This window comes from Streptomyces sp. NPDC027663 (assembly GCF_055566415.1).
Window position 1 is genome coordinate 819,778 of record NZ_JBVHSK010000002.1, and the last position, 18,926, is coordinate 838,703.

17 protein-coding genes and 1 riboswitch are annotated in these 18,926 nt (G+C 71.1%); of the genes, 10 read left to right on the forward strand and 7 right to left on the reverse strand.

What is annotated here, in order from left to right:
• Positions 1-22 precede the first annotated feature (22 nt).
• The 5 genes from ACZ4SF_RS08630 to ACZ4SF_RS08650 all read left to right on the forward strand — a co-directional run bounded on the left by ACZ4SF_RS08630 (position 23) and on the right by ACZ4SF_RS08650 (position 7,052).
• Positions 23-1,267 carry a sensor histidine kinase gene (locus ACZ4SF_RS08630; RefSeq protein ID WP_468380024.1) on the forward strand — a complete coding sequence of 415 codons (1,245 nt, stop codon included), beginning with the start codon at positions 23-25 and terminating at the stop codon, positions 1,265-1,267.
• A gap of 287 nt (positions 1,268-1,554) precedes the next feature.
• On the forward strand, positions 1,555-2,874 hold the full coding sequence (locus ACZ4SF_RS08635; protein WP_468380026.1) for a sensor histidine kinase: 1,320 nt from the start codon (positions 1,555-1,557) through the stop codon (positions 2,872-2,874).
• A gap of 134 nt (positions 2,875-3,008) precedes the next feature.
• Entirely contained in the window at positions 3,009-3,680 is a 672-nt protein-coding gene (locus tag ACZ4SF_RS08640) for a LuxR C-terminal-related transcriptional regulator (RefSeq protein ID WP_468380030.1), read from the forward strand.
• A 389-nt stretch (positions 3,681-4,069) separates the two neighbouring features.
• Positions 4,070-5,998, forward strand: coding sequence for a 2-oxoacid:acceptor oxidoreductase subunit alpha (locus ACZ4SF_RS08645; protein ID WP_468380033.1), 1,929 nt, complete (start codon positions 4,070-4,072; stop codon positions 5,996-5,998).
• The gene (locus tag ACZ4SF_RS08650; protein WP_468380036.1) at positions 5,991-7,052 is read left to right on the forward strand and encodes a 2-oxoacid:ferredoxin oxidoreductase subunit beta; all 1,062 of its coding nucleotides are present in this window, start codon (positions 5,991-5,993) and stop codon (positions 7,050-7,052) included. The genes ACZ4SF_RS08645 and ACZ4SF_RS08650 overlap by 8 nt, the downstream gene beginning before the upstream one ends.
• Positions 7,053-7,079: 27 nt before the next feature.
• Here ACZ4SF_RS08650 and ACZ4SF_RS08655 read toward each other — a convergent pair whose 3' ends face one another.
• Entirely contained in the window at positions 7,080-7,487 is a 408-nt protein-coding gene (locus ACZ4SF_RS08655) for a winged helix-turn-helix transcriptional regulator (RefSeq protein ID WP_468380038.1), read from the reverse strand.
• Positions 7,488-7,580: 93 nt separating this feature from the next.
• Here ACZ4SF_RS08655 and ACZ4SF_RS08660 point away from each other — a divergent pair, with 93 nt between their 5' ends.
• From ACZ4SF_RS08660 to ACZ4SF_RS08670, 3 genes are all read left to right on the forward strand, one after another.
• Positions 7,581-8,435, forward strand: a complete 855-nt coding sequence (locus ACZ4SF_RS08660; RefSeq protein ID WP_468380041.1) for an SDR family oxidoreductase — start codon at positions 7,581-7,583, stop codon at positions 8,433-8,435.
• Between the two features lie 122 nt (positions 8,436-8,557).
• Positions 8,558-9,535: an EamA family transporter RarD gene (gene rarD, locus ACZ4SF_RS08665; RefSeq protein ID WP_468380043.1), complete on the forward strand. Its 978-nt coding sequence runs from the start codon at positions 8,558-8,560 to the stop codon at positions 9,533-9,535.
• A gap of 50 nt (positions 9,536-9,585) precedes the next feature.
• Positions 9,586-10,053 carry a VOC family protein gene (locus ACZ4SF_RS08670; RefSeq protein ID WP_468380046.1) on the forward strand — a complete coding sequence of 156 codons (468 nt, stop codon included), beginning with the start codon at positions 9,586-9,588 and terminating at the stop codon, positions 10,051-10,053.
• 217 nt (positions 10,054-10,270) lie between these two features.
• Here ACZ4SF_RS08670 and ACZ4SF_RS08675 read toward each other — a convergent pair whose 3' ends face one another.
• On the reverse strand, positions 10,271-11,452 hold the full coding sequence (locus tag ACZ4SF_RS08675) for a hypothetical protein (protein ID WP_468380048.1): 1,182 nt from the start codon (positions 11,450-11,452) through the stop codon (positions 10,271-10,273).
• A gap of 196 nt (positions 11,453-11,648) precedes the next feature.
• On the opposite strand from ACZ4SF_RS08675, the gene ACZ4SF_RS08680 reads away from it, so the two are divergent.
• Positions 11,649-12,242: a flavodoxin family protein gene (locus ACZ4SF_RS08680; protein WP_468380051.1), complete on the forward strand. Its 594-nt coding sequence runs from the start codon at positions 11,649-11,651 to the stop codon at positions 12,240-12,242.
• A 56-nt stretch (positions 12,243-12,298) separates the two neighbouring features.
• Here ACZ4SF_RS08680 and ACZ4SF_RS08685 read toward each other — a convergent pair whose 3' ends face one another.
• From ACZ4SF_RS08685 to ACZ4SF_RS08700, 4 genes are all read right to left on the reverse strand, one after another.
• Entirely contained in the window at positions 12,299-13,183 is an 885-nt protein-coding gene (locus ACZ4SF_RS08685) for an ABC transporter permease (RefSeq protein WP_468380054.1), read from the reverse strand.
• Positions 13,170-14,288, reverse strand: coding sequence for an ABC transporter ATP-binding protein (locus ACZ4SF_RS08690; protein WP_468380057.1), 1,119 nt, complete (start codon positions 14,286-14,288; stop codon positions 13,170-13,172). Before ACZ4SF_RS08690 ends, ACZ4SF_RS08685 begins: the two co-directional genes overlap by 14 nt.
• A 32-nt stretch (positions 14,289-14,320) precedes the next feature.
• Positions 14,321-15,532 carry a LolA family protein gene (locus tag ACZ4SF_RS08695; RefSeq protein WP_468380059.1) on the reverse strand — a complete coding sequence of 404 codons (1,212 nt, stop codon included), beginning with the start codon at positions 15,530-15,532 and terminating at the stop codon, positions 14,321-14,323.
• A 246-nt stretch (positions 15,533-15,778) separates the two neighbouring features.
• Positions 15,779-16,789, reverse strand: a complete 1,011-nt coding sequence (locus ACZ4SF_RS08700; RefSeq protein ID WP_468380062.1) for a polyprenyl synthetase family protein — start codon at positions 16,787-16,789, stop codon at positions 15,779-15,781.
• 587 nt (positions 16,790-17,376) lie between these two features.
• Positions 17,377-17,554, forward strand: a riboswitch (cyclic di-AMP (ydaO/yuaA leader).
• Between the two features lie 4 nt (positions 17,555-17,558).
• On the opposite strand from ACZ4SF_RS08700, the gene ACZ4SF_RS08705 reads away from it, so the two are divergent.
• The gene (locus tag ACZ4SF_RS08705; protein ID WP_468380065.1) at positions 17,559-18,041 is read left to right on the forward strand and encodes a transglycosylase SLT domain-containing protein; all 483 of its coding nucleotides are present in this window, start codon (positions 17,559-17,561) and stop codon (positions 18,039-18,041) included.
• A 33-nt stretch (positions 18,042-18,074) separates the two neighbouring features.
• Here the strand turns inward: ACZ4SF_RS08705 and ACZ4SF_RS08710 are convergent, their stop codons facing one another.
• A complete protein-coding gene (locus tag ACZ4SF_RS08710) occupies positions 18,075-18,887 on the reverse strand; it encodes an HAD family hydrolase (RefSeq protein WP_468380068.1) in 813 nt (270 codons plus the stop codon).
• Between the last annotated feature and the right edge of the window lie 39 nt (positions 18,888-18,926).

Genomic DNA, 18,926 nt, shown 5'->3' on the forward strand with positions numbered 1-18,926 from the left:
CGCGCACGGCAGGCTGATCAGTATGACCGCTTCCAGCCCCGCCGCCGACCGGACCGACGGGATCGACGGGATCGACGGCACCTACAGGACCGACGACACCTACAGGACCGACGGCGCGCCCGGCACCGGCCGACCGCCTCGGCCCCGGCCGGCCTACGACGCGCACACCTGGAAGGAGATCGCGCATCTCCTGCTGAACCTACCGATGGCGCTGTTCGGGTTCACCTACGCGATCACCTCCCTCGCGACCGGCGGCGCCCTCACGGTCACCGTGATCGGCCTGCCACTGCTCGCGGTCTGTCTGCTGGGCGCCCGGCAGCTGGGGAAGCTGGAACGGGCCCGGGCCCGCAAACTGCTCGGGGTACGCGTCGAGGAGCCGACGCCACTGCCGCTCGCCAAGGGAGGCGGGGCGGTGCAGCGGCTGTGGATGGCGCTGAAGGACCCGGTCGGCTGGCGGACGCTGCTGTACGAGGCCATCCGGCTGCCCTGGGGCATCCTCACCTTCTGCACGATGCTGATCTCGCTGTTCGTGCTGTGGCCGGTGCTGCCCTACATCGCGCGGGGCATGGCGAACGTGGACCGCGCGATGGTGCGGGGGCTGCTGTCGCCGTCGGACGAGCTGGAGCGCCGGATCGCCGAACTGGAGTCGGACCGCGGGATCGTGGTCGACACGGCTGCGGCGGACCTGCGCCGGATCGAGCGGGATCTGCACGACGGCGCCCAGGCCCGGCTGGTCAACCTGGCCATGGGGCTCGGCCTGGCCAAGGAGAAGCTCTTGGAGGACCCCGACACGGCGGCGGCGATGGTGGCGGAGGCCCACGGTGAGGTGAAGCTGGCGCTGCAGGAGCTGCGCGACCTCGCCCGGGGCATCCACCCGGCCGTGCTCACCGACCGCGGCCTGGACGCGGCCCTGTCCTCGGTCGCCTCCCGCTGCACGGTGCCGGTGAAGGTGACCGTGGACCTGCCGACCCGGCCGGCGGCGGCCATCGAGGGCATCGCCTACTTCACCGTCTCCGAACTGCTGCAGAACATCAGCAAGCACAGCCAGGCCCGGACCGCGTCCGTCGACGTGTGGCGCACCGAGGACCGGCTGCTGGTCCAGGTCCGGGACGACGGCCGTGGCGGCGCCCGGCTGGACGGCGGCAGCGGCATGCGAGGTCTCGCGGACCGGCTGGGCGCGGTCGACGGCCTGTTCGTGGTCGACTCCCCGGCCGGCGGCCCGACGGTGGTCACCGCGGAACTGCCGTGGCGGGACCGGCAGGAGTAGCCGGCGATGCTCCTCGGCACCCCTGCCGACCGCAGCGCACCGACCGACAGTGCCACCGGCCGCGTGCCGACCGCAGCACACCAGCCGACAGGCCCCACACTCCCCTGCCGACCGCAGCACACCAACCGACAGCGCCACCCGCCCCTTGCCGACCGCAGCGCAAGGGTGGGGTAAACCCCCCGCTCAAGACGCCGACGGACTCCATGGCCCGCAGGGCCGGGGCGGACGACTCTGGGGATACGGCTGAACCCCCCGCCGTAGGGACGAAGAGAACGGGACGACATTCGATGGCCATGGAGTACGGACACGGGTACGCGGCCGGAACCGGTCACCGGCTGCCCGCCGGCCTGCGGGCGCCGTTCGAGGCACGCAGCTGGCGCGAGTTCGGTTACGTCCTGCTGAGCCTGCCGGTCTCCGTGGTGCTGTTCACCTGGACGGTGACCATGGTGTCGCTCGGCGCGGGCCTGCTGGTGACCTTCCTCGGCATCCCGGTGCTGGCCGCGGGTCTCGCCGGCTGCCGGGGCTTCGGTGCGCTGGAGCGGGCGCGGGCGCGTGCGCTGCTCCGCCTGGACGTGGCCGCCCCGGAGCCGCTGCGGCTGCACAAGACGGGCGCGGCGGCCTGGATGGGCGCTGTGCTCAAGAGCGGCACCTCCTGGCGGAACGCGCTGTACGCGCTGGTGCAGTTCCCGTGGGCGGTGTTCTCGTTCTCGGTGGCGGTGACCTTCTGGTCCTGCGGCTGGGCGCTGCTGACGTATCCGCTGTGGTTCTGGGTGTTCCCGGCGTACGCCGGCCAGGGCGGGATACAGATGTACGGCGACGCACACCACAGCATCTACCTCGACAATCCGTTCGAGATCACCGTGACCGCACTGATCGGGCTGGTGTTCACGCTGGCGACACCGTGGCTCGTACGGGCCCTGACGACCGTGGACGGTCTGCTCGTGCGCGGGCTGCTCGGCCCGTCCCTGCTGTCGGCGCGGGTGGTGGAGCTGGAGTCGGACCGTGGGGTCGTGGTCGACACGGCCGCCGCCGACCTGAGGCGCATCGAGCGGGACCTGCACGACGGGGCGCAGGCCCGGCTGGTCAGCCTGGCCATGGACCTGGGGCTGGCGAAGGAGAAGCTGAGGGAGGACCCGCAGACGGCGGCGCGCATGGTGGAGGAGGCGCACGGCGAGGTGAAGACGGCCCTGCAGGCGCTGCGCGACCTCGCCCGGGGCATCCACCCGGCCGTGCTCACCGACCGCGGTCTGGACGCGGCCCTGTCCTCGGTCGCCTCCCGCTGCACGGTGCCGGTGAAGGTGGACGTGGACCTGCCGTCCCGGCCGGCTCCGGCGATCGAGGGCATTGCCTATTTCACCGTCTCCGAGCTGCTGCAGAACATCAGCAAGCACAGCCGTGCCACCGCTGCCTCGGTCGACGTGTGGCGCTCCGAGGACCGGCTGATGCTGCAGGTGATCGACGACGGTGTGGGCGGCGCCGGCTCCGCCCAGGGCTCCGGACTGGCCGGCCTCGCCGGCCGTCTGGACGCGGTGGACGGCGTCCTCGTGGTGGAGTCCCCGCCCGGTGGCCCCACCCGGGTGATCGCGGAACTGCCCTGGCGCGCCTGACGGCGGCCGGCTCCTCGCCACCCGGCATTCCCCCGGCAGGGCGGCGGTCCGGCACGATTCCTGGAATGCTGGACCACCGCGGACGCACGCAACGGCGGGCGGACCGCGGTGTCGGGCTGGGGGGCCGAATAATCGTGGAGGACAAGGTGCGCGTGGTCATCGCCGAGGATTCAGTGCTGCTCAGGGAGGGCCTGACCCGGCTGCTGACCGACCGTGGGCATGACGTCGTGGCCGGCGTCGGCGACGCGGACGCGCTGGTGAAGACCATCTCCGGCCTGGACGAGCGGGGCGAGCTGCCCGACGTGGTCGTGGCCGACGTACGGATGCCGCCGACCCACACCGACGAGGGCGTCCGCGCGGCCGTGCTGCTGCGCAAGCTGCACCCGGGGCTCGGGGTGCTTGTGCTGTCGCAGTACGTGGAGGAGCGGTACGCCACCGAACTGCTGGCTGGTTCCAGCCGGGGCGTGGGCTATCTGCTGAAGGACCGGGTCGCCGACGTGCGGGAGTTCGTCGACGCGGTGGTGCGGGTCGCCGAGGGCGGCACGGCGCTGGATCCCGAGGTGGTCGCGCAGTTGCTCGGCCGCAGCCGCAAGCAGGACGTGCTGACGGGGCTGACCCCGCGGGAGCGCGAGGTGCTGGGGCTGATGGCGGAGGGCCGTACGAACTCGGCGATCGCCCGGCAGCTGGTGGTCAGCGACGGTGCCGTGGAGAAGCACGTCAGCAACATCTTCCTGAAGCTCGGCCTGGCTCCCAGCGAGGGGGACCACCGTCGGGTTCTGGCCGTCCTCACCTACCTGAACTCCTAGCCCCGGCCCGGCGTCGGCACCAGCGTCGGTGCCCGCGTCGGCCCGCCCGGCTTCCGTCGTGGGCGGGGTCGGGGTACCCGGACGGAAAAGGTTCGGACGCCCGGGACGGAAAACGGCAGGCGTTCCGGACGGACAGGCAGGGGCCCCGGAAGGAGGACGTCCGGCCTGTGCGAAGGCCGGGAGAGAACCTGGAACGCGGCGGGAGCGCCTCGACCGGCGCTCCGGCGCTGCGGGACATGATGTGAAGCCAGCGCGACAGGCCGTCTCGAAATGTCGTCCAATCCTCGGATGACCTCGGGAAGGCGACCCTAACCGACGTAGGGTTGATCCTGGGATGGTCCGTGGGACGACCACGCCCCGGACAGCCGCCTCGAAGGAGGTCCAGTTCAGTGACCAGCCAGGTCAGCAGCCCAGCGGAGCAGACCGACGGAACCGTCGTGGGAGAGCAACGCAAACCGGGCGGCGCCAAGGACGTGCGGCGCCTGGACCGGGTGATCATCCGGTTCGCGGGGGACTCGGGTGACGGTATGCAGCTCACCGGTGACCGGTTCACCTCGGAGACCGCTTCCTTCGGCAACGACCTCTCCACTCTCCCCAACTTCCCCGCAGAGATCCGCGCCCCCGCAGGCACCCTGCCGGGTGTCTCTTCCTTCCAGCTCCACTTCGCCGACCACGACATCCTCACCCCTGGGGACGCGCCGAACGTCCTGGTCGCGATGAACCCCGCCGCCCTCAAGGCGAACATCGGCGATCTGCCACGCGGTGCCGAGATCATCGTCAACACCGACGAGTTCACGAAGCGCGCCCTGCAGAAGGTCGGCTACGACGCCTCCCCGCTGGAGGACGGTTCGCTCGACGGTTACAGCCTCCACCCGGTGCCGCTGACGACCCTCACGGTCGAGGCGCTGAAGGAGTTCTCGCTCTCCCGCAAGGAGGCCGAGCGCAGCAAGAACATGTTCGCCCTGGGCCTGCTGTCGTGGATGTACCACCGGCCCACCGACGGCACCGAGAAGTTCCTGAAGTCGAAGTTCGCGAAGAAGCCGGACATCGCGGAAGCCAACATCGCGGCGTTCCGGGCGGGCTGGAACTTCGGGGAGACGACGGAGGACTTCGCGGTCTCCTACGAGGTCGCGCCGGCCGCCCAGGCCTTCCCCGTCGGCACCTACCGGAACATCTCCGGCAACCTGGCCCTCGCCTACGGCCTGGTCTCCGCGTCCCGGCAGGCGGACCTGCCGCTGTTCCTGGGGTCGTACCCGATCACGCCGGCCTCGGACATCCTGCACGAGCTGAGCAAGCACAAGAACTTCGGCGTCCGCACCTTCCAGGCCGAGGACGAGATCGCCGGCATCGGCGCGGCGCTCGGCGCGGCGTTCGGCGGCTCGCTCGCGGTGACCACGACGTCCGGTCCGGGCGTGGCCCTGAAGTCGGAGACGATCGGCCTCGCGGTCTCGCTGGAGCTTCCGCTGCTGGTCGTGGACATCCAGCGCGGCGGCCCGTCGACCGGTCTGCCGACCAAGACCGAGCAGGCGGACCTGCTCCAGGCGATGTACGGGCGCAACGGCGAGGCGCCGGTGCCGATCGTCGCGCCGAAGACACCGGCCGACTGTTTCGACGCCGCCCTGGAGGCGGCCCGGATCGCGCTGACCTACCGCACGCCGGTGATGCTGCTCTCCGACGGCTACCTGGCCAACGGCTCCGAGCCGTGGCGCATCCCCGACCTGGACGAGCTGCCCGACCTGCGGGTGCAGTTCGCCTCCGGACCGAACCACACGCTCGCGGACGGCACCGAGGTCTTCTGGCCCTACAAGCGGGACCCGCAGACCCTGGCCCGGCCCTGGGCCATCCCCGGCACCCCGGGCCTGGAGCACCGCATCGGCGGCATCGAGAAGCAGGACGGCACGGGCAACATCTCCTACGACCCGGCCAACCACGACTTCATGGTCCGCACCCGCCAGGCCAAGATCGACGGCATCGACGTCCCCGACGTGGAGGTCGACGACCCGCACGGCGCGCGCACCCTGGTCCTCGGCTGGGGTTCCACCTACGGGCCGATCACGGCGGCGGTACGGCGGCTGCGTGCTGCCGGTGAGTCGATCGCCCAGGCCCACCTGCGCCACCTCAACCCCTTCCCGCGCAATCTCGGCACGGTCCTGAAGGGCTACGACAAGGTGGTCATCCCCGAGATGAACCTCGGGCAGCTCGCCACCCTGATCCGGGCGAAGTACCTGGTCGACGCCCACTCCTACAACCAGGTCAACGGCATGCCGTTCAAGGCGGAACAGCTCGCCGCGGCGCTGAAGGAGGCCATCGATGAGTGACGCCGGCAACGGGCTGCTGCAGCTGGTCCCCAAGGCGGAGGCCAAGCAGTCGATGAAGGACTTCAAGTCGGACCAGGAGGTGCGCTGGTGCCCGGGCTGCGGTGACTACGCGATCCTCGCGGCCGTGCAGGGCTTCATGCCGGAGCTGGGCCTGGCCAGGGAGAACATCGTCTTCGTCTCCGGCATCGGCTGCTCCTCCCGCTTCCCGTACTACATGAACACCTACGGGATGCACTCGATCCACGGCCGCGCCCCGGCCATCGCGACGGGCCTGGCCGCCTCCCGCCGCGACCTGAGCGTGTGGGTGGTCACCGGTGACGGCGACGCCCTGTCCATCGGCGGCAACCACCTCATCCACGCCCTGCGCCGCAACGTCAACCTGAAGATCCTGCTGTTCAACAACCGGATCTACGGCCTGACGAAGGGGCAGTACTCCCCGACCTCCGAGGTCGGCAAGATCACCAAGTCGACGCCGATGGGCTCGCTGGACGCTCCCTTCAACCCGGTGTCGCTGGCGATCGGCGCGGAGGCGTCCTTCGTGGCGCGCACGATCGACTCCGACCGCAAGCACCTGACCGAGGTGCTGCGCGCGGCAGCGGACCACCCCGGCACGGCCCTGGTCGAGATCTACCAGAACTGCAACATCTTCAACGACGGCGCCTTCGACGCCCTGAAGGACAAGCAGCAGGCCGAGGAGGCGCTGATCCGGCTGGAGCACGGGCAGCCGATCCGCTTCGGGGCCGACGGGGCGAGAGGTGTCGTACGCGACCGGCAGACCGGCGACCTGAAGGTGGTCACGGTGACGCCGGAGAACGAGGCGGACGTCCTGGTGCACGACGCGCACTCCGCGTCCCCCACCACCGCCTTCGCCCTGTCGCGGCTCGCCGATCCGGACACCCTGCACCACACCCCGATCGGCGTGTTCCGCTCCGTCGAGCGGCCGGTCTACGACACCCAGATGTCCGACCAGCTCGACACCGCCATCGAACAGCACGGCAAGGGAGACCTCGCGGCGCTGCTCGCCGGCGGCGACACCTGGACGGTCGTCGGCTGATCTTCCTGCTGGATCACCGCTGCTGGATCACGAGGCCCGGGACTGGATTTCCCGGGCCTCGTCGTACGCCCGGCGGGCCCGCTCCACCTCGGCCATGCGCTCGTCCGTCCACCGGGCGAGGCCCCGGACCTGCTCCGCCGCCTCGCGGCCGAGCGAGGTGAGCGAGTAGTCCACGCGGGGCGGGATGACCGGCTTGGCGTCCCGGTGGACCATGCCGTCGCGCTCCAGGGTCTGGAGTGTCTGGGTGAGCATCTTCTCGCTGACCCCCCGGCCGCCGCCGTAGCCGCTGACCGCCCGGCGCAGTTCGCTGAACCGGTACGGGCGCTCCAGCAGTGTGATGAGGACGAGGACACCCCAGCGGCTGGTGACGTGCTCCAGGACCAGGCGGTGCGGGCACATCGCCTCGCCATCCGCCGCCTTACCGCTTACCAACATGCCAGTACCTTACTTCAAAGTGGGTACTTTCGTATCAACAGTGCCGCTCCTACGGTGAGTGTCATCAAGGCATCCCACAAGGAGTTACACCTCATGAGCATCGTCGTCACCGGAGCCACCGGACACCTCGGCCGGCACGTCGTGGAGCAACTGCTGGAGAAGGTTCCGGCGGAGCAGGTCACCGCCGTCGTGCGTGACGAGGCGAAGGCCGCCGGCTTCGCCTCCCGCGGCGTGAAAGTGGCCGTCGCCGACTACAACGAGCCCGGGACCTTCGACGGCCTGTTCGCCGCCGGCGACAGGGTCCTGCTGATCTCCGGCAACGAGTTCGACAAGGGCCGAGTGCAGCAGCACACGGTCGTCATCGAGGCGGCCAAGGCGGCCGGCGTGGCACTGCTCGCCTACACCAGCGCCCCCGGCGGACTCACGGCCGCACTCGCGGACGACCACCGGTCCACCGAGGAGGTGCTGCTCGCCTCCGGTCTCCCCTACAGCCTGCTGCGCAACGGCTGGTACCACGAGAACTACACCGAGAACCTGGCCCCGGTCCTGGAGCACAACGCGGTCGTGAGCGCCGCCGGCGACGGGCGGGTCTCCTCGGCCTCCCGCGCCGACTACGCCGCCGCCGCGGTCGCGGTGCTGACCGGCGAGGGGCACGAGAACACCACGTACGAGCTGGGCGGCGACGAAGCCTGGAGCTTCGCCGAGTACGCGGCCGAGCTGAGCCGGCAGACCGGCAAGGAGATCGTCCACAACGCGGTCTCGGTCGACGCCCTCACCGGCATCCTGACCGGCGCCGGGCTGCCCGAGCCGCTCGCCGCGATCCTGGCCGGCGTGGACACCTCGATCGAGAAGGGCGAGCTGGTGATCACCTCCGGCGACCTGTCCCGCCTGGCCGGCCGTCCGACCACCCCGCTGGCCGAGGCCGTCGCCGCCGCGGTCAAGGGCTGACACGTCCCGGCAATCCTGACTGTCATGACCGTATGGCGATACGGCCATGACAGCCAGGGGGGTCCGGCGCTACCTTCATTCCCATGCGTCCACGCCGGATGCGCGGGTGAGAAGGAGGGGCCGTGGCCGGGACGTCCAGGAGCGAGCACCGCACAGGCCTGCTGAACGGCTTCGCCGCCTACGGGATGTGGGGGCTGGTCCCGCTGTTCTGGCCCCTGCTCAAGCCGGCCGGCGCGGTGGAGATCCTGGCCCACCGCATGGTGTGGTCCCTGGTGTTCGTCGCCGGGGCGCTGCTCTTCGTACGCCGCTGGGACTGGGCCGCCGAGCTGCTGCGCCAGCCCCGGCGGCTCGGCCTCGTCACCCTGGCGGCCACCGTCATCACCCTGAACTGGGGCGTCTACATCTGGGCCGTGAACTCCGGCCACGTCGTCGAGGCCTCACTCGGCTACTTCATCAACCCTCTGGTCACCATCGCGATCGGCGTACTGCTCCTCAAGGAACGGCTGCGGCCCGTGCAGTGGGCGGCGGTCGGCACAGGCTTCGCCGCCGTCATCGTCCTGACCGTCGGCTACGGCCGCCCGCCGTGGATCTCCCTCTCCCTCGCCTTCTCCTTCGCCACCTACGGGCTGGTGAAGAAGAAGGTCGCCCTCGGTGGCGTGGAGTCGCTGGCCGCCGAGACCGCGATCCAGTTCTTCCCGGCGCTCGGCTTCCTGCTGTGGCTGACCGCGCACGGCGACGCAAGTTTCGTCAACGAGGGCACCGGACATGCCGCCCTGCTCGCCTCCACCGGCATCGTCACCGCCCTCCCCCTGGTCTGCTTCGGCGCGGCGGCGATACGGGTCCCCCTGTCGACGCTGGGCCTGCTCCAGTACCTGGCCCCGCTCTTCCAGTTCCTGCTCGGCGTCCTCTACTTCCACGAGGCCATGCCGCCCGAGCGGTGGGCCGGGTTCGCGCTGGTCTGGCTGGCCCTGCTCCTGCTCACCGGCGACGCCCTGCGCTTCGCTCGGCGGCCGCGGCGACTCACCCTGCCGGCGGCCCGCACCGAGGCCCCGGCCGACACCCGCGCCGAGGCCCCCGCCTCGGCTCCGGCGGACGCCTGACCGCCACGGAACACCCTCCTCCGCCCGAGGCTTCCGGTTATAAGTGGGCCATGACCACACAGGCGCCCACCCCGCTGCACTGGAAGCTCGTCATCGACGCGGCCGACCCGCACGGCCAGGCCGACTTCTGGGCCGCCGCGCTGCACTACACGCCCGAGGACAACAGCGCCCTCGTCGAACGGCTGCTGTCCCTCGGCGCGCTGCCCGGGGAGGCCACCGTCGAGTACCACGGGCGGCCCGCCTTCCGCGACCTGATCGCCGTACGGCATCCCGACGACCCGTACGACCCCGAGAGCGGCACCGGCCTCGGACGACGGCTGCTGTTCCAGCGCGTACCGGAACCGAAGACCGTCAAGAACCGGCTCCATCTCGACCTCCATCCCGGCCCGGACCGGCGCGCGGACGAGGTGGCCCGGCTTCAGGCGCTGGGCGCGCAGGTGGTGCGGGAGATGAAGGAGCCCTCCGGCCAGTGGGTGCTGATGACGGACCCGGAGGGCAATGAGTTCTGCGTGCACTAGGCGGGTTCCGCGTGCACCAGGTTCTGCCTGCGCTGGGCAGGTCCTAAGTGCGCTGGGCAGGTCCTAAGTGCGCTGGGCAGGTCCTGCGCGCGCTGGACGAGCCCTGCGTACCGGAGTCGCGTTCTACCCGTAATGGGCCTGTGCCGCACGCACTAGGCGGGTTCTGAGTGCAGCAGGCGCATTCTGCAGGCAGCAGGCAGGCGGCGGCGTCTGCGGGTCATGGCCGGCCGGCGCGGGCCGCGCGGTCGGTCAGGCGGAGCATGCGGGCGCGGGCCGACTCCAGGGGGCGCGGGTCGTCGGCGGCGGGGCCGGGCTCGGCGGTGAGGTCCGTCCACAGGTCGATCAGGTCCTGGCCCAGCCGCAGCCCCTCCTCGGGGTCGCGTACCGCGCGCCAGGCGGTCGCCGCGCTCTGCACGTTGCCGTAGGCGGCCTCCCCGTCCTGCGCCTGGCGGCGCTGCCGGGCGAGGTCCAGGGACAGGTGGAAGGCGCGCACCGGGTCACCTGCCAAGTAGGCGATGTAGGCGGACAGTTCGCGCAGATGGAGCACCTCGGCGTGGTGCGGTCCGAGCACGGTGGACGCCTCGGTGAGCGTACGGTCGGCCAGCTCCGTCGCCGCGTCGATACGGCCCGCCCGCACGGCCTCGTTGATACGGGTCATCGGCTCGGTGAGCAGCTCCGCCCCCTCGGCGGTCTCGGTCAACGGCCCGTCCCCGAGCACCTCCTCGGCGACCGCGTCGAACCCGCGGGCCGGGGTGTGGGTGGAAGCGGACGGCTCCGAGGGCAGGGTGCCGACGGGAGCCGGGGCGACGGGCGCCTCGGACACGGGCGGCTCGGGGTCCGCGAGCTGCCCGTGGGGCATGCCCCTTACGGGCTCGACCGGAACAGGCGCGTCCGCCGCGGGTGCGTCCCTCACGGGCCTGTTCGGGACGGGCGTGTCCACAGCGCGTGCGTCCGCCGCGGGGGTGCCCGCCAAGGGCCCGTTCGCCGCAGGCAGGTCCGTCACCGGGGCGTCCATCACCGGCGCCGGCCCGAACTGCCCGGTCGGAGCCTGCACGATCCCCGACGCCACGGCCACGGACTGCACGTTCGGCTGCGGCTGCGGAGTGGTCACCCGGACCGGCTCGCCCGTCACCCGGCTGGAGCCGTCCGCCGAGATCTCCAGGGGAACCACGCATCCCGAGCGGTCGTCGTGGATCGTGGCGCGTACGGGGACGCCGATGCTGATGGCCAAGCGCTGGAGGTGATTCAGTACGGCCTGCTGGATCTCCTCACCCGGTGCCGCGACGACACGCGTCCCGCCCACCGACGCGCCACCCGTGCCGAACACCCGGACCTGCACCACCGCCGGATGCGCCACGGGCTGCTGCACGCGCCTCTTCTCGAAGCTCAGTCGAGCCATCGGTGTCCCTCACTCCCCCGGCGTCGCGATCCGGTCGTACGCGTCCTGCACACCAGTCTGTCGGTTCCCTGCGGTTTCCGCGTCACCGCGACGTCACAGCCTCGCACCAGCCGCACCCTGGCCAAAGTTGATTGCGTATGCATAAAATGCACACGCCTTTATTCGTAGTACGACAAGAACCGCACCTGGGGGATCCATGAGCCGCCGCTTCCTCTTCGTCCTGGGCAGCGCCCGCGCCGAGGGCAACACCGAACTACTGGCCCGCAGGGCCGCCGAGCAGCTGCCCGGCGACGTCGAACAGCGCTGGATCCACCTCGCCGACCATCCCCTGCCCGACTTCGCGGACCTGCGGCACGACAGCGACCATGTGCGGCCGTCGCCGGACACCCCCGTCGGCCGGCTGCTGGACGCCACGCTCGCGGCGACGGACCTGGTGATCGCCTCGCCGCTGTACTGGTACTCGGTGTCCAGCCACACCAAGCGCTACCTGGACCACTGGTCGGCCTGGCTGCGCACCCCCGGCGTCGACTTCAAGGCGACGATGGCCGGCCGCACGCTCTGGGGCATCGCCGCACTGGCGGACGCCGAGCCGTCGGTCGCCGACCCCTACGCCGGCACGCTCAACAACTCCGCCGCCTACCTGGGGATGCGCTTCGGCGGGGTGCTGCTGGGCAACGGCAGCGCGCCCGGTGACGTACTCGAGGACACCGCGGCGCTGACGCGCGCGAAGACGTTCTTCGCCCAGGACGCACCCCTCGCCCGCTTCCCCTACCAGACTCCTGCCGCCTAGGGCCTTCCTTGGGCTCCGGCGGGATCCGGAAGAAAGGCCCCGGCCCCCCGCAGGCCCTACGTGCTGATGTCCTTCGCTGTGAACCCGGCCCAGGCCGCCGAGCCGAACACGGCCGCGTACAGCGCCTGGAGGCCCAGATTCCGCACCAGGTCGTCCCAGTAGACGGGGTCACGCATCAGGTCGGCGAAGGACAGCCAGTAGTGCGGGAACAGATACGGCTGCAGCGCGTGCAGCTGGGGTATCTGGTCGACGATCTGCACGGTGATCAGCAGGCCGACCGTGGTCGCCATCGCCGCGATGCCGCTGTTGGTGAGGGTCGACACGAACAGGCCGAGCGCCGCCACGCCCACGAGTGAGGCCGCGACGACCAGCGCGATCAGCAGGGCCCGGCCGAGCCCCTCGGCGAAGCTGATCCGGGTGCCGGAGATCGTCGTCAGCTCGCCCGTCGGGAAGAGCAGCGCGCCGACGGCCAGCGCGGAGACGGCGACGACCAGGGTGGCGAGCAGGCAGAAGGCCATCACGGTCGCGTACTTGGTGAGCAGCAGCCGGGTGCGGCCGGCCGGGGCGACCAGCAGATAGCGCAGGGTGCCGGCGCCCGCCTCCCCGGCGATGGCGTCGCCCGCGACGACGCCGACCGCCATCGGCAGGAAGAACGGCAGGGTCGCGGCCAGCGCCGTGAACACCAGGAACAGCCCGTTGTTGGTGATCTGCGCGATGAATGCCGGGCCCTCGCCGTTCCCGCCGCCCACCGGTCCGCCGCCCCGCGTCTCGATCTTCACCGCGATCCCGACCAGCACCGGCACCGCGGCCAGCACGCCGAGCAGGGCGAGGGTGCGCCAGCGGCGGACGGTCGTGACCAGCTCGCTGCGCAGCAACCCGAATGGCCACAGGGGACTCGGCCGGCGCACGGTGCCCGTCCGGGCCACGTCAGCCCGCGACATCGAAGCCCTCCCCGGTCAGCGCCACGAACGCGTCCTCCAGCGAGGCCCGTTCCACGGTGAGGCCCCGGACGCGGACACCCGCGGTGACCAGGGCCTCGGTCACCTCGGCGAGGTCCCGCGCGGGCGGCTCGCCGCTCACCCGGTCGCCGTCGGCGGTCACGTCCCCGACGCCCTGTTCCTTCAGCACCCGGGCCGCCTCCGCCGCGTCCGGGGTGGTCACCACCAGCCGGCCGCGCACGCCGGCCGCCAGGTCGCTCACCGCGCCCTGGGTGACGAGCCGGCCCTGCGCCATGACCGCCGCATGGGTGCAGACCTGCTCGATCTCGTCGAGGAGGTGGGAGGAGAGGAAGACCGTCGTGCCGTCGGCGGCCAGCTCCCTGATCAGGGAGCGGATCTCCCGCATGCCCTGGGGGTCGAGGCCGTTGGTGGGCTCGTCCAGGACGAGCAGCCGGCGTGGCCGGAGCAGCGCGGCGGCCAGGCCCAGGCGCTGTTTCATGCCGAGCGAGTACGCCCTCGCCTTCTTGCCGGCGGCGGCTGCGAGGCCGACCCGGTCCAGTGCCGCCGCGACGCGGGCGTGCCGGGTGCGCGGGTCGGCGGTCGGGTCGGCGGCGTCGTAGCGCAGCAGGTTGTCCCGGTCGGTGAGGAAGCCGTACAGGGCGGGTCCCTCGATGAGCGCGCCGACCTGGGGAAGGACCGTACGGGCCGCACGGGGCATGGGGCGGCCCAGCACCCGGACCGTGCCCGCGGTCGGCTCGATCAGGCCCATCAGCATGCGGATGGTGGTGGTCTTGCCGGAGCCGTTGGGGCCGAGGAAGCCGAAGACGCTGCCCGCCGGGACGGTCAGGTCGAGACCGTCCACGGCGAGCTGTCCGCCGCGGTAGCGCTTGGTGAGACCGCGCGTGGCGATGACGCTCGCCTGCGCCGCGGCCGGGTCGGGCTCCGGCGCGCCCGCGGACTCCCGCCTCGGCACGCCCGCGGCCTCCCGCCCTGCCAGGCCCGCCGAATCCCGCTCCGCCACGGACTCGGACTCCCGTTCCGCCGCGGCCGTGGGCGCACGCTTCGGCGCCTCCCCCTGCTCACGATCCGCGGCGGACGGTTCGTCCATCGGTTCCCCTCGATTCCTCGTGCCCGGATGGGTTACTTCCCCGCGTCGGCCGCCTTCACGAGGGCGTCCTTGGTCACCGCGCCGGCGTAGACCTTGCCGTCGTCGGTGATCAGGGCGTTGACCAGGCGGGTGGAGAAGACCATGCCCTTGCCGAACTTCCCGGAGACCTGGTCGCCGAGCGAGCCGAGGAAGCCGCCGAGGTCACCGCCCTGGGAGCCGGTGGGCAGGCCGCCCTCGGCTCCGGTGTCGAAGGTGGCTATGGACGTCCAGCCCTCGCCGAGGACGTTCAGCCCCTCCAGGCCCTGGGCGAAGTCCTTGCCGGACTTCGGGCCGTGCTCGCGGGCCTTCGCCTCGTCCTTCTCCTCGGTGACCTTCGCGCCCTTGGGCGGGGTGAAGTCGAACGTGGAGCCGGCAGGCCTGGCGAAGGACACCTGGGTGAAGCCGGCGTCGAGCACGGCGGCGCCGCCGCTCTTCGGGGTCAGCGTGAACTTCAGCGGCATGCCGGTCTTCGCGTCCACGGCGATGCTGATCGCACCGACCGTGGTGCCGGACTGCCTGGGCTTGATCAGCAGCTTGTAGGCGTCGCGCCCGGCGACCTGGGCGGTGCCGTCGACGGTGACGGACGTGGTGTCGTCCACCGACTTCAGGGCCTCGTCGGCGAAGTCCTCGGGCGTGGCCGGCGGCTCGGCCTGGTGGTCCTTGCCGGAGGCGGCCGCGGTTCCGTGGTAGACCTCGTTGCTCTTGCTGTCGTAGCCCCAGACGTCCTTGCCGTTGTGGATCAGGCTGTACTCCGCGCCGCTCTCCAGGAGCGACAGTTTCTGCCGGTCCGGGCCGTCGGTGGCGACGCGCAGGGTGTGGGTGCCGGAGACCAGCTCGGTAAGCTTGGACGTCGGGTCCGCGGAGGAGCCGTCGTCGCCCTGGGCCGCCCCGGACGCCAGGCTGTTCTCCAGGCCGCCGAGGTCCGGCAGGCCGAGGTCGGTGCTGATCTTCACGGTGCCGGACAGCTGCTGCACGTCCGACTTGGCGATCTTCTCGATGAGCTGCTGTGCGCTGATCTTCGGCAGGTCGGGGTCACCGGAGTCGGCGAGCGCCGGGACCAGCCCGATCGTGGCCGCCGCCACCCCCACCACCGCGACCGGTACGGCGTACCGGGCGGCCGCGCGCCGGCCGGAGCGCGGGGCAGCGTCCCGCGCGGCGTCCTCTCGCGCGGCGCCCACTGCGTCGTCGGATTCGTACGGTGCCATGTGTGCCTTACCTCCGTCGTCGGCGGCGGCTGTCCTCACGCTGGTACACCTGAGCCGCCATTCTCACCCGAATCGGTGAGGAGTGGTGATTTCCGTGGTTTCCATCTCACCAAATCAGCCGTGAAGAAGCGTCAGACCTCGGAGCCAACTGCATGTACGCCTGCGGTATGACACACGAAGGCGGCGTCTCCCCCGACCCGTAGGGGTCGTGCCGGAGAGCGCCGCCCGTACGGGTGACCGGCCTGGTCAGCCGGCCCGGTGCACCACCGCGTCGCACAGCTCCATGAGCGCCGCCTTGGCATCGCACTCCCGCAGCGGGGCCAGCGCGGCCCGCGCCTCCTCCGCGTACCGCACGGTGTCCCGACGGGCCTGCTCCAGGGCGGGGTGCGCGCGCAGCGCGGCCAGTGCCTCGGCGTGCCGGGTGTCGTCGCTGAGGTCGGAGTCCAGCAGCTCGCACAGTGCGACGTCCGCGGGCAGTCCGAGGCGGGCGGCCTGCTCGCGCAGCCGGAGCACGGGGAGGGTGGGGATGCCCTCGCGCAGGTCGGTGCCCGGGGTCTTGCCGGACTCGTGGGAGTCGGAGGCGATGTCCAGGACGTCGTCGGCGAGCTGGAAGGCGACCCCGAGCCGCTCCCCGTACTGGGTGAGCACGTCGACCACCGTCTCGTCGGCGCCGGACATCATCGCGCCGAACCGGCAGGACACCGCCACCAGGGAGCCCGTCTTGCCGCCGAGCACGTCCAGGTAGTGCTCGACCGGGTCACGGCCGTCCGTGGGACCCGCGGTCTCCAGGATCTGGCCGGTCACCAGCCGTTCGAACGCGAGGGCCTGCACCCGGACCGCCTCGGGGCCGAGGTCGGCGAGGATCTGGGAGGCGCGGGCGAAGAGGAAATCGCCGGTGAGGACCGCGACGGAGTTGCCCCAGCGCGTGTTGGCGCTCTCCACCCCGCGCCGTACGGCGGCTTCGTCCATGACGTCGTCGTGGTACAGCGTGGCCAGATGTGTCAGCTCCACGACCACGGCCGACGGCACGACGCCCGGGGCGTAGGGGTCGCCGAACTGGGCCGCGAGCATCACGAGCAGCGGCCGGAACCTCTTCCCGCCGGCCCGTACGAGGTGCTGCGCGGCCTCCGTGATGAACGGGACCTCGCTCTTGGTGGCCTCGAGCAAGCCTTCCTCGACAGCCGTCAATCCGGCCTGGACATCGGCTTCCAGAGCCTGGTCCCGCACGCTCAGCCCGAACGGCCCGACGACGGTCACGAGGGGTCTCCTGTCTGCTGGTGTCTGCTGGCGATTACACGGTTTGTCGATAGGTCGCTGCCCTCACTCAAGTCAGCGTATCCGGTCCTCTTTCGATCACCGATAGCGCCCACCGGTCCAGCCTGGGCGGTATCGACGCACGGCCGGGCATAGTTGCGATCAGATGGTAAGAACGGACATTTATTGACTTAACCGTAATTCTTGCGCCATGTCGTGACCTGGAAGCCTCTCCTAACGCCTCCTTTCGGCCATCTCTCGGTACGACAACGAGGCGTACCTCATCCGAGGTTCCACCACGAGCCCGACTTCAGGCCTGAATCCCCCGAATCCCTCATGTCTGATTTGAAGTAATTTGCTATTTCGTGAATTGGGTCACGCGCCCCTCCGGCCCACCCTGTCCGCCCGGACCCCGTCGAGCCCTTCTCCTGCTGGCGAGTTGAGGATTGGCAACCGCAAAGGATCAAGCAGCCCAAACGGCGTAGATCAAGGTCAAATGGCACGTTGTACGAATCCAGTACTTGTTCCCGACATGTGCTCTCGCATACGTTCCGGGCCGTCGGGCGGACGCCGAATCCTGCCGCCGCCCGCGTAACCCATCGACGAACTCATTCGTACGGCAGGAGCGGGGGAACCAGGTAAGCCGCCAACCCGAACGGCACACGCCGATCGGAACGGCCAGGGGTTAAGTCGTGCCTTCCCCCGGCACGGCCGGGCACCTCCCCGCCCGAACCCGACAGCTCACCTCGCAGGCGCCGGAGAGGAACCCCCCATGCCCGCTGCCGCTCAGCCCTGCCGTACCCGGAACAGCCGCCTCCTGCGCGCCTTCGCCGCCATCGGCACCGGCGCCGCCGTACTCGCCCTGCCGGTCATCGGCGCGACCAGCGCCTCGGCGGCCGACACCACGACGGCCTCCACCACCCTCGCCGGCTACCCGAACAACCTCGACGGCTGGATCCGCGAGTCGCTCGCGATCATGGCCGAGAAGGGCATCCCGGGCACCTACAACGGCATCTACCGCAACATCATCCGGGAGTCCTCGGGCAACCCCGCGGCCATCAACCTCTGGGACTCCAACGCGGCCAAGGGCATCCCCTCCAAGGGTCTGCTCCAGGTCATCGACCCGACGTTCAACGCCTACCACGTGGCCGGTACGTCGTTCGACATCTACGACCCGGTCGCGAACATCACCGCCGCCTGCAACTACGCGGCCGACCGGTACGGCTCGATCGACAACGTGTTCGGCGCCTACTGACCGGACCCGCAGCGGGCGTTACTGATATCCCGGTCAGTCGGTCGGGAACAGTCTTTCGAGGACGACGGCGACGCCGTCGTCCTCGTTCGACAAGGTGACCTCGTCGGCGACCGCCTTGAGTTCGACGTGCCCGTTGGCCATGGCGACGCCGTGTCCGGCCCAGTCGAACATCGGGATGTCGTTGGGCATGTCGCCGAAGGCGAGGGCCCGTTCGGGATGGATGCCCAGCCGCTCGGCGGCCAGCGCCAGGCCCGTGGCCTTGGTCACCCCGCTCGGCTGGAGTTCCACGGTCCCCGGCCCCGACATGGTGACCGTCGCCAGCGAGCCCACCACCGACCGCGCCACGGCCGCCAACTCGTCGTCCGACAGGCCGGGGTGCCGCAACAGCACCTTGCTGATGGGCTCGCACCACAGGTCGTCCCGTCGGCCGACCCGCAGCGCGGGAAGCGTCGGATGGGGCATCCGGTAGCCCGGCTCGATGAGCGTCAGGCCGTCCACGCCGTCCTGGTCGACCGCCGCGTAGACCTGCCCCACCTCCGCCTCGATCTTGCCGAGCGCGGTCTCGGCCAGCTCCCGGTCCAGCCGCACCGACCACAGCAGACGGTTGGTCCGGGCGTCGTAGACCTGCGCACCCTGCCCGCACACCGCGAGCCCCGTGCAGCCGAGGTCCGCGAGCAGCGGCCGCACCCGCGGGGCCGGGCGGCCGGTGACCACCAGATGCCGGGCACCGGCCCGCACCACCCGCGCGAGCGCGGCGAGCGAGCGGTCCGAGACCGTGTCGTCGCCGCGCAGCAGCGTCCCGTCCAGGTCGGTGGCGATCAGGGCATGTGCGGGGGTGGGTGCCATGATCAGAGAATACGGACACCGCGCCCCGCCGACTCACCC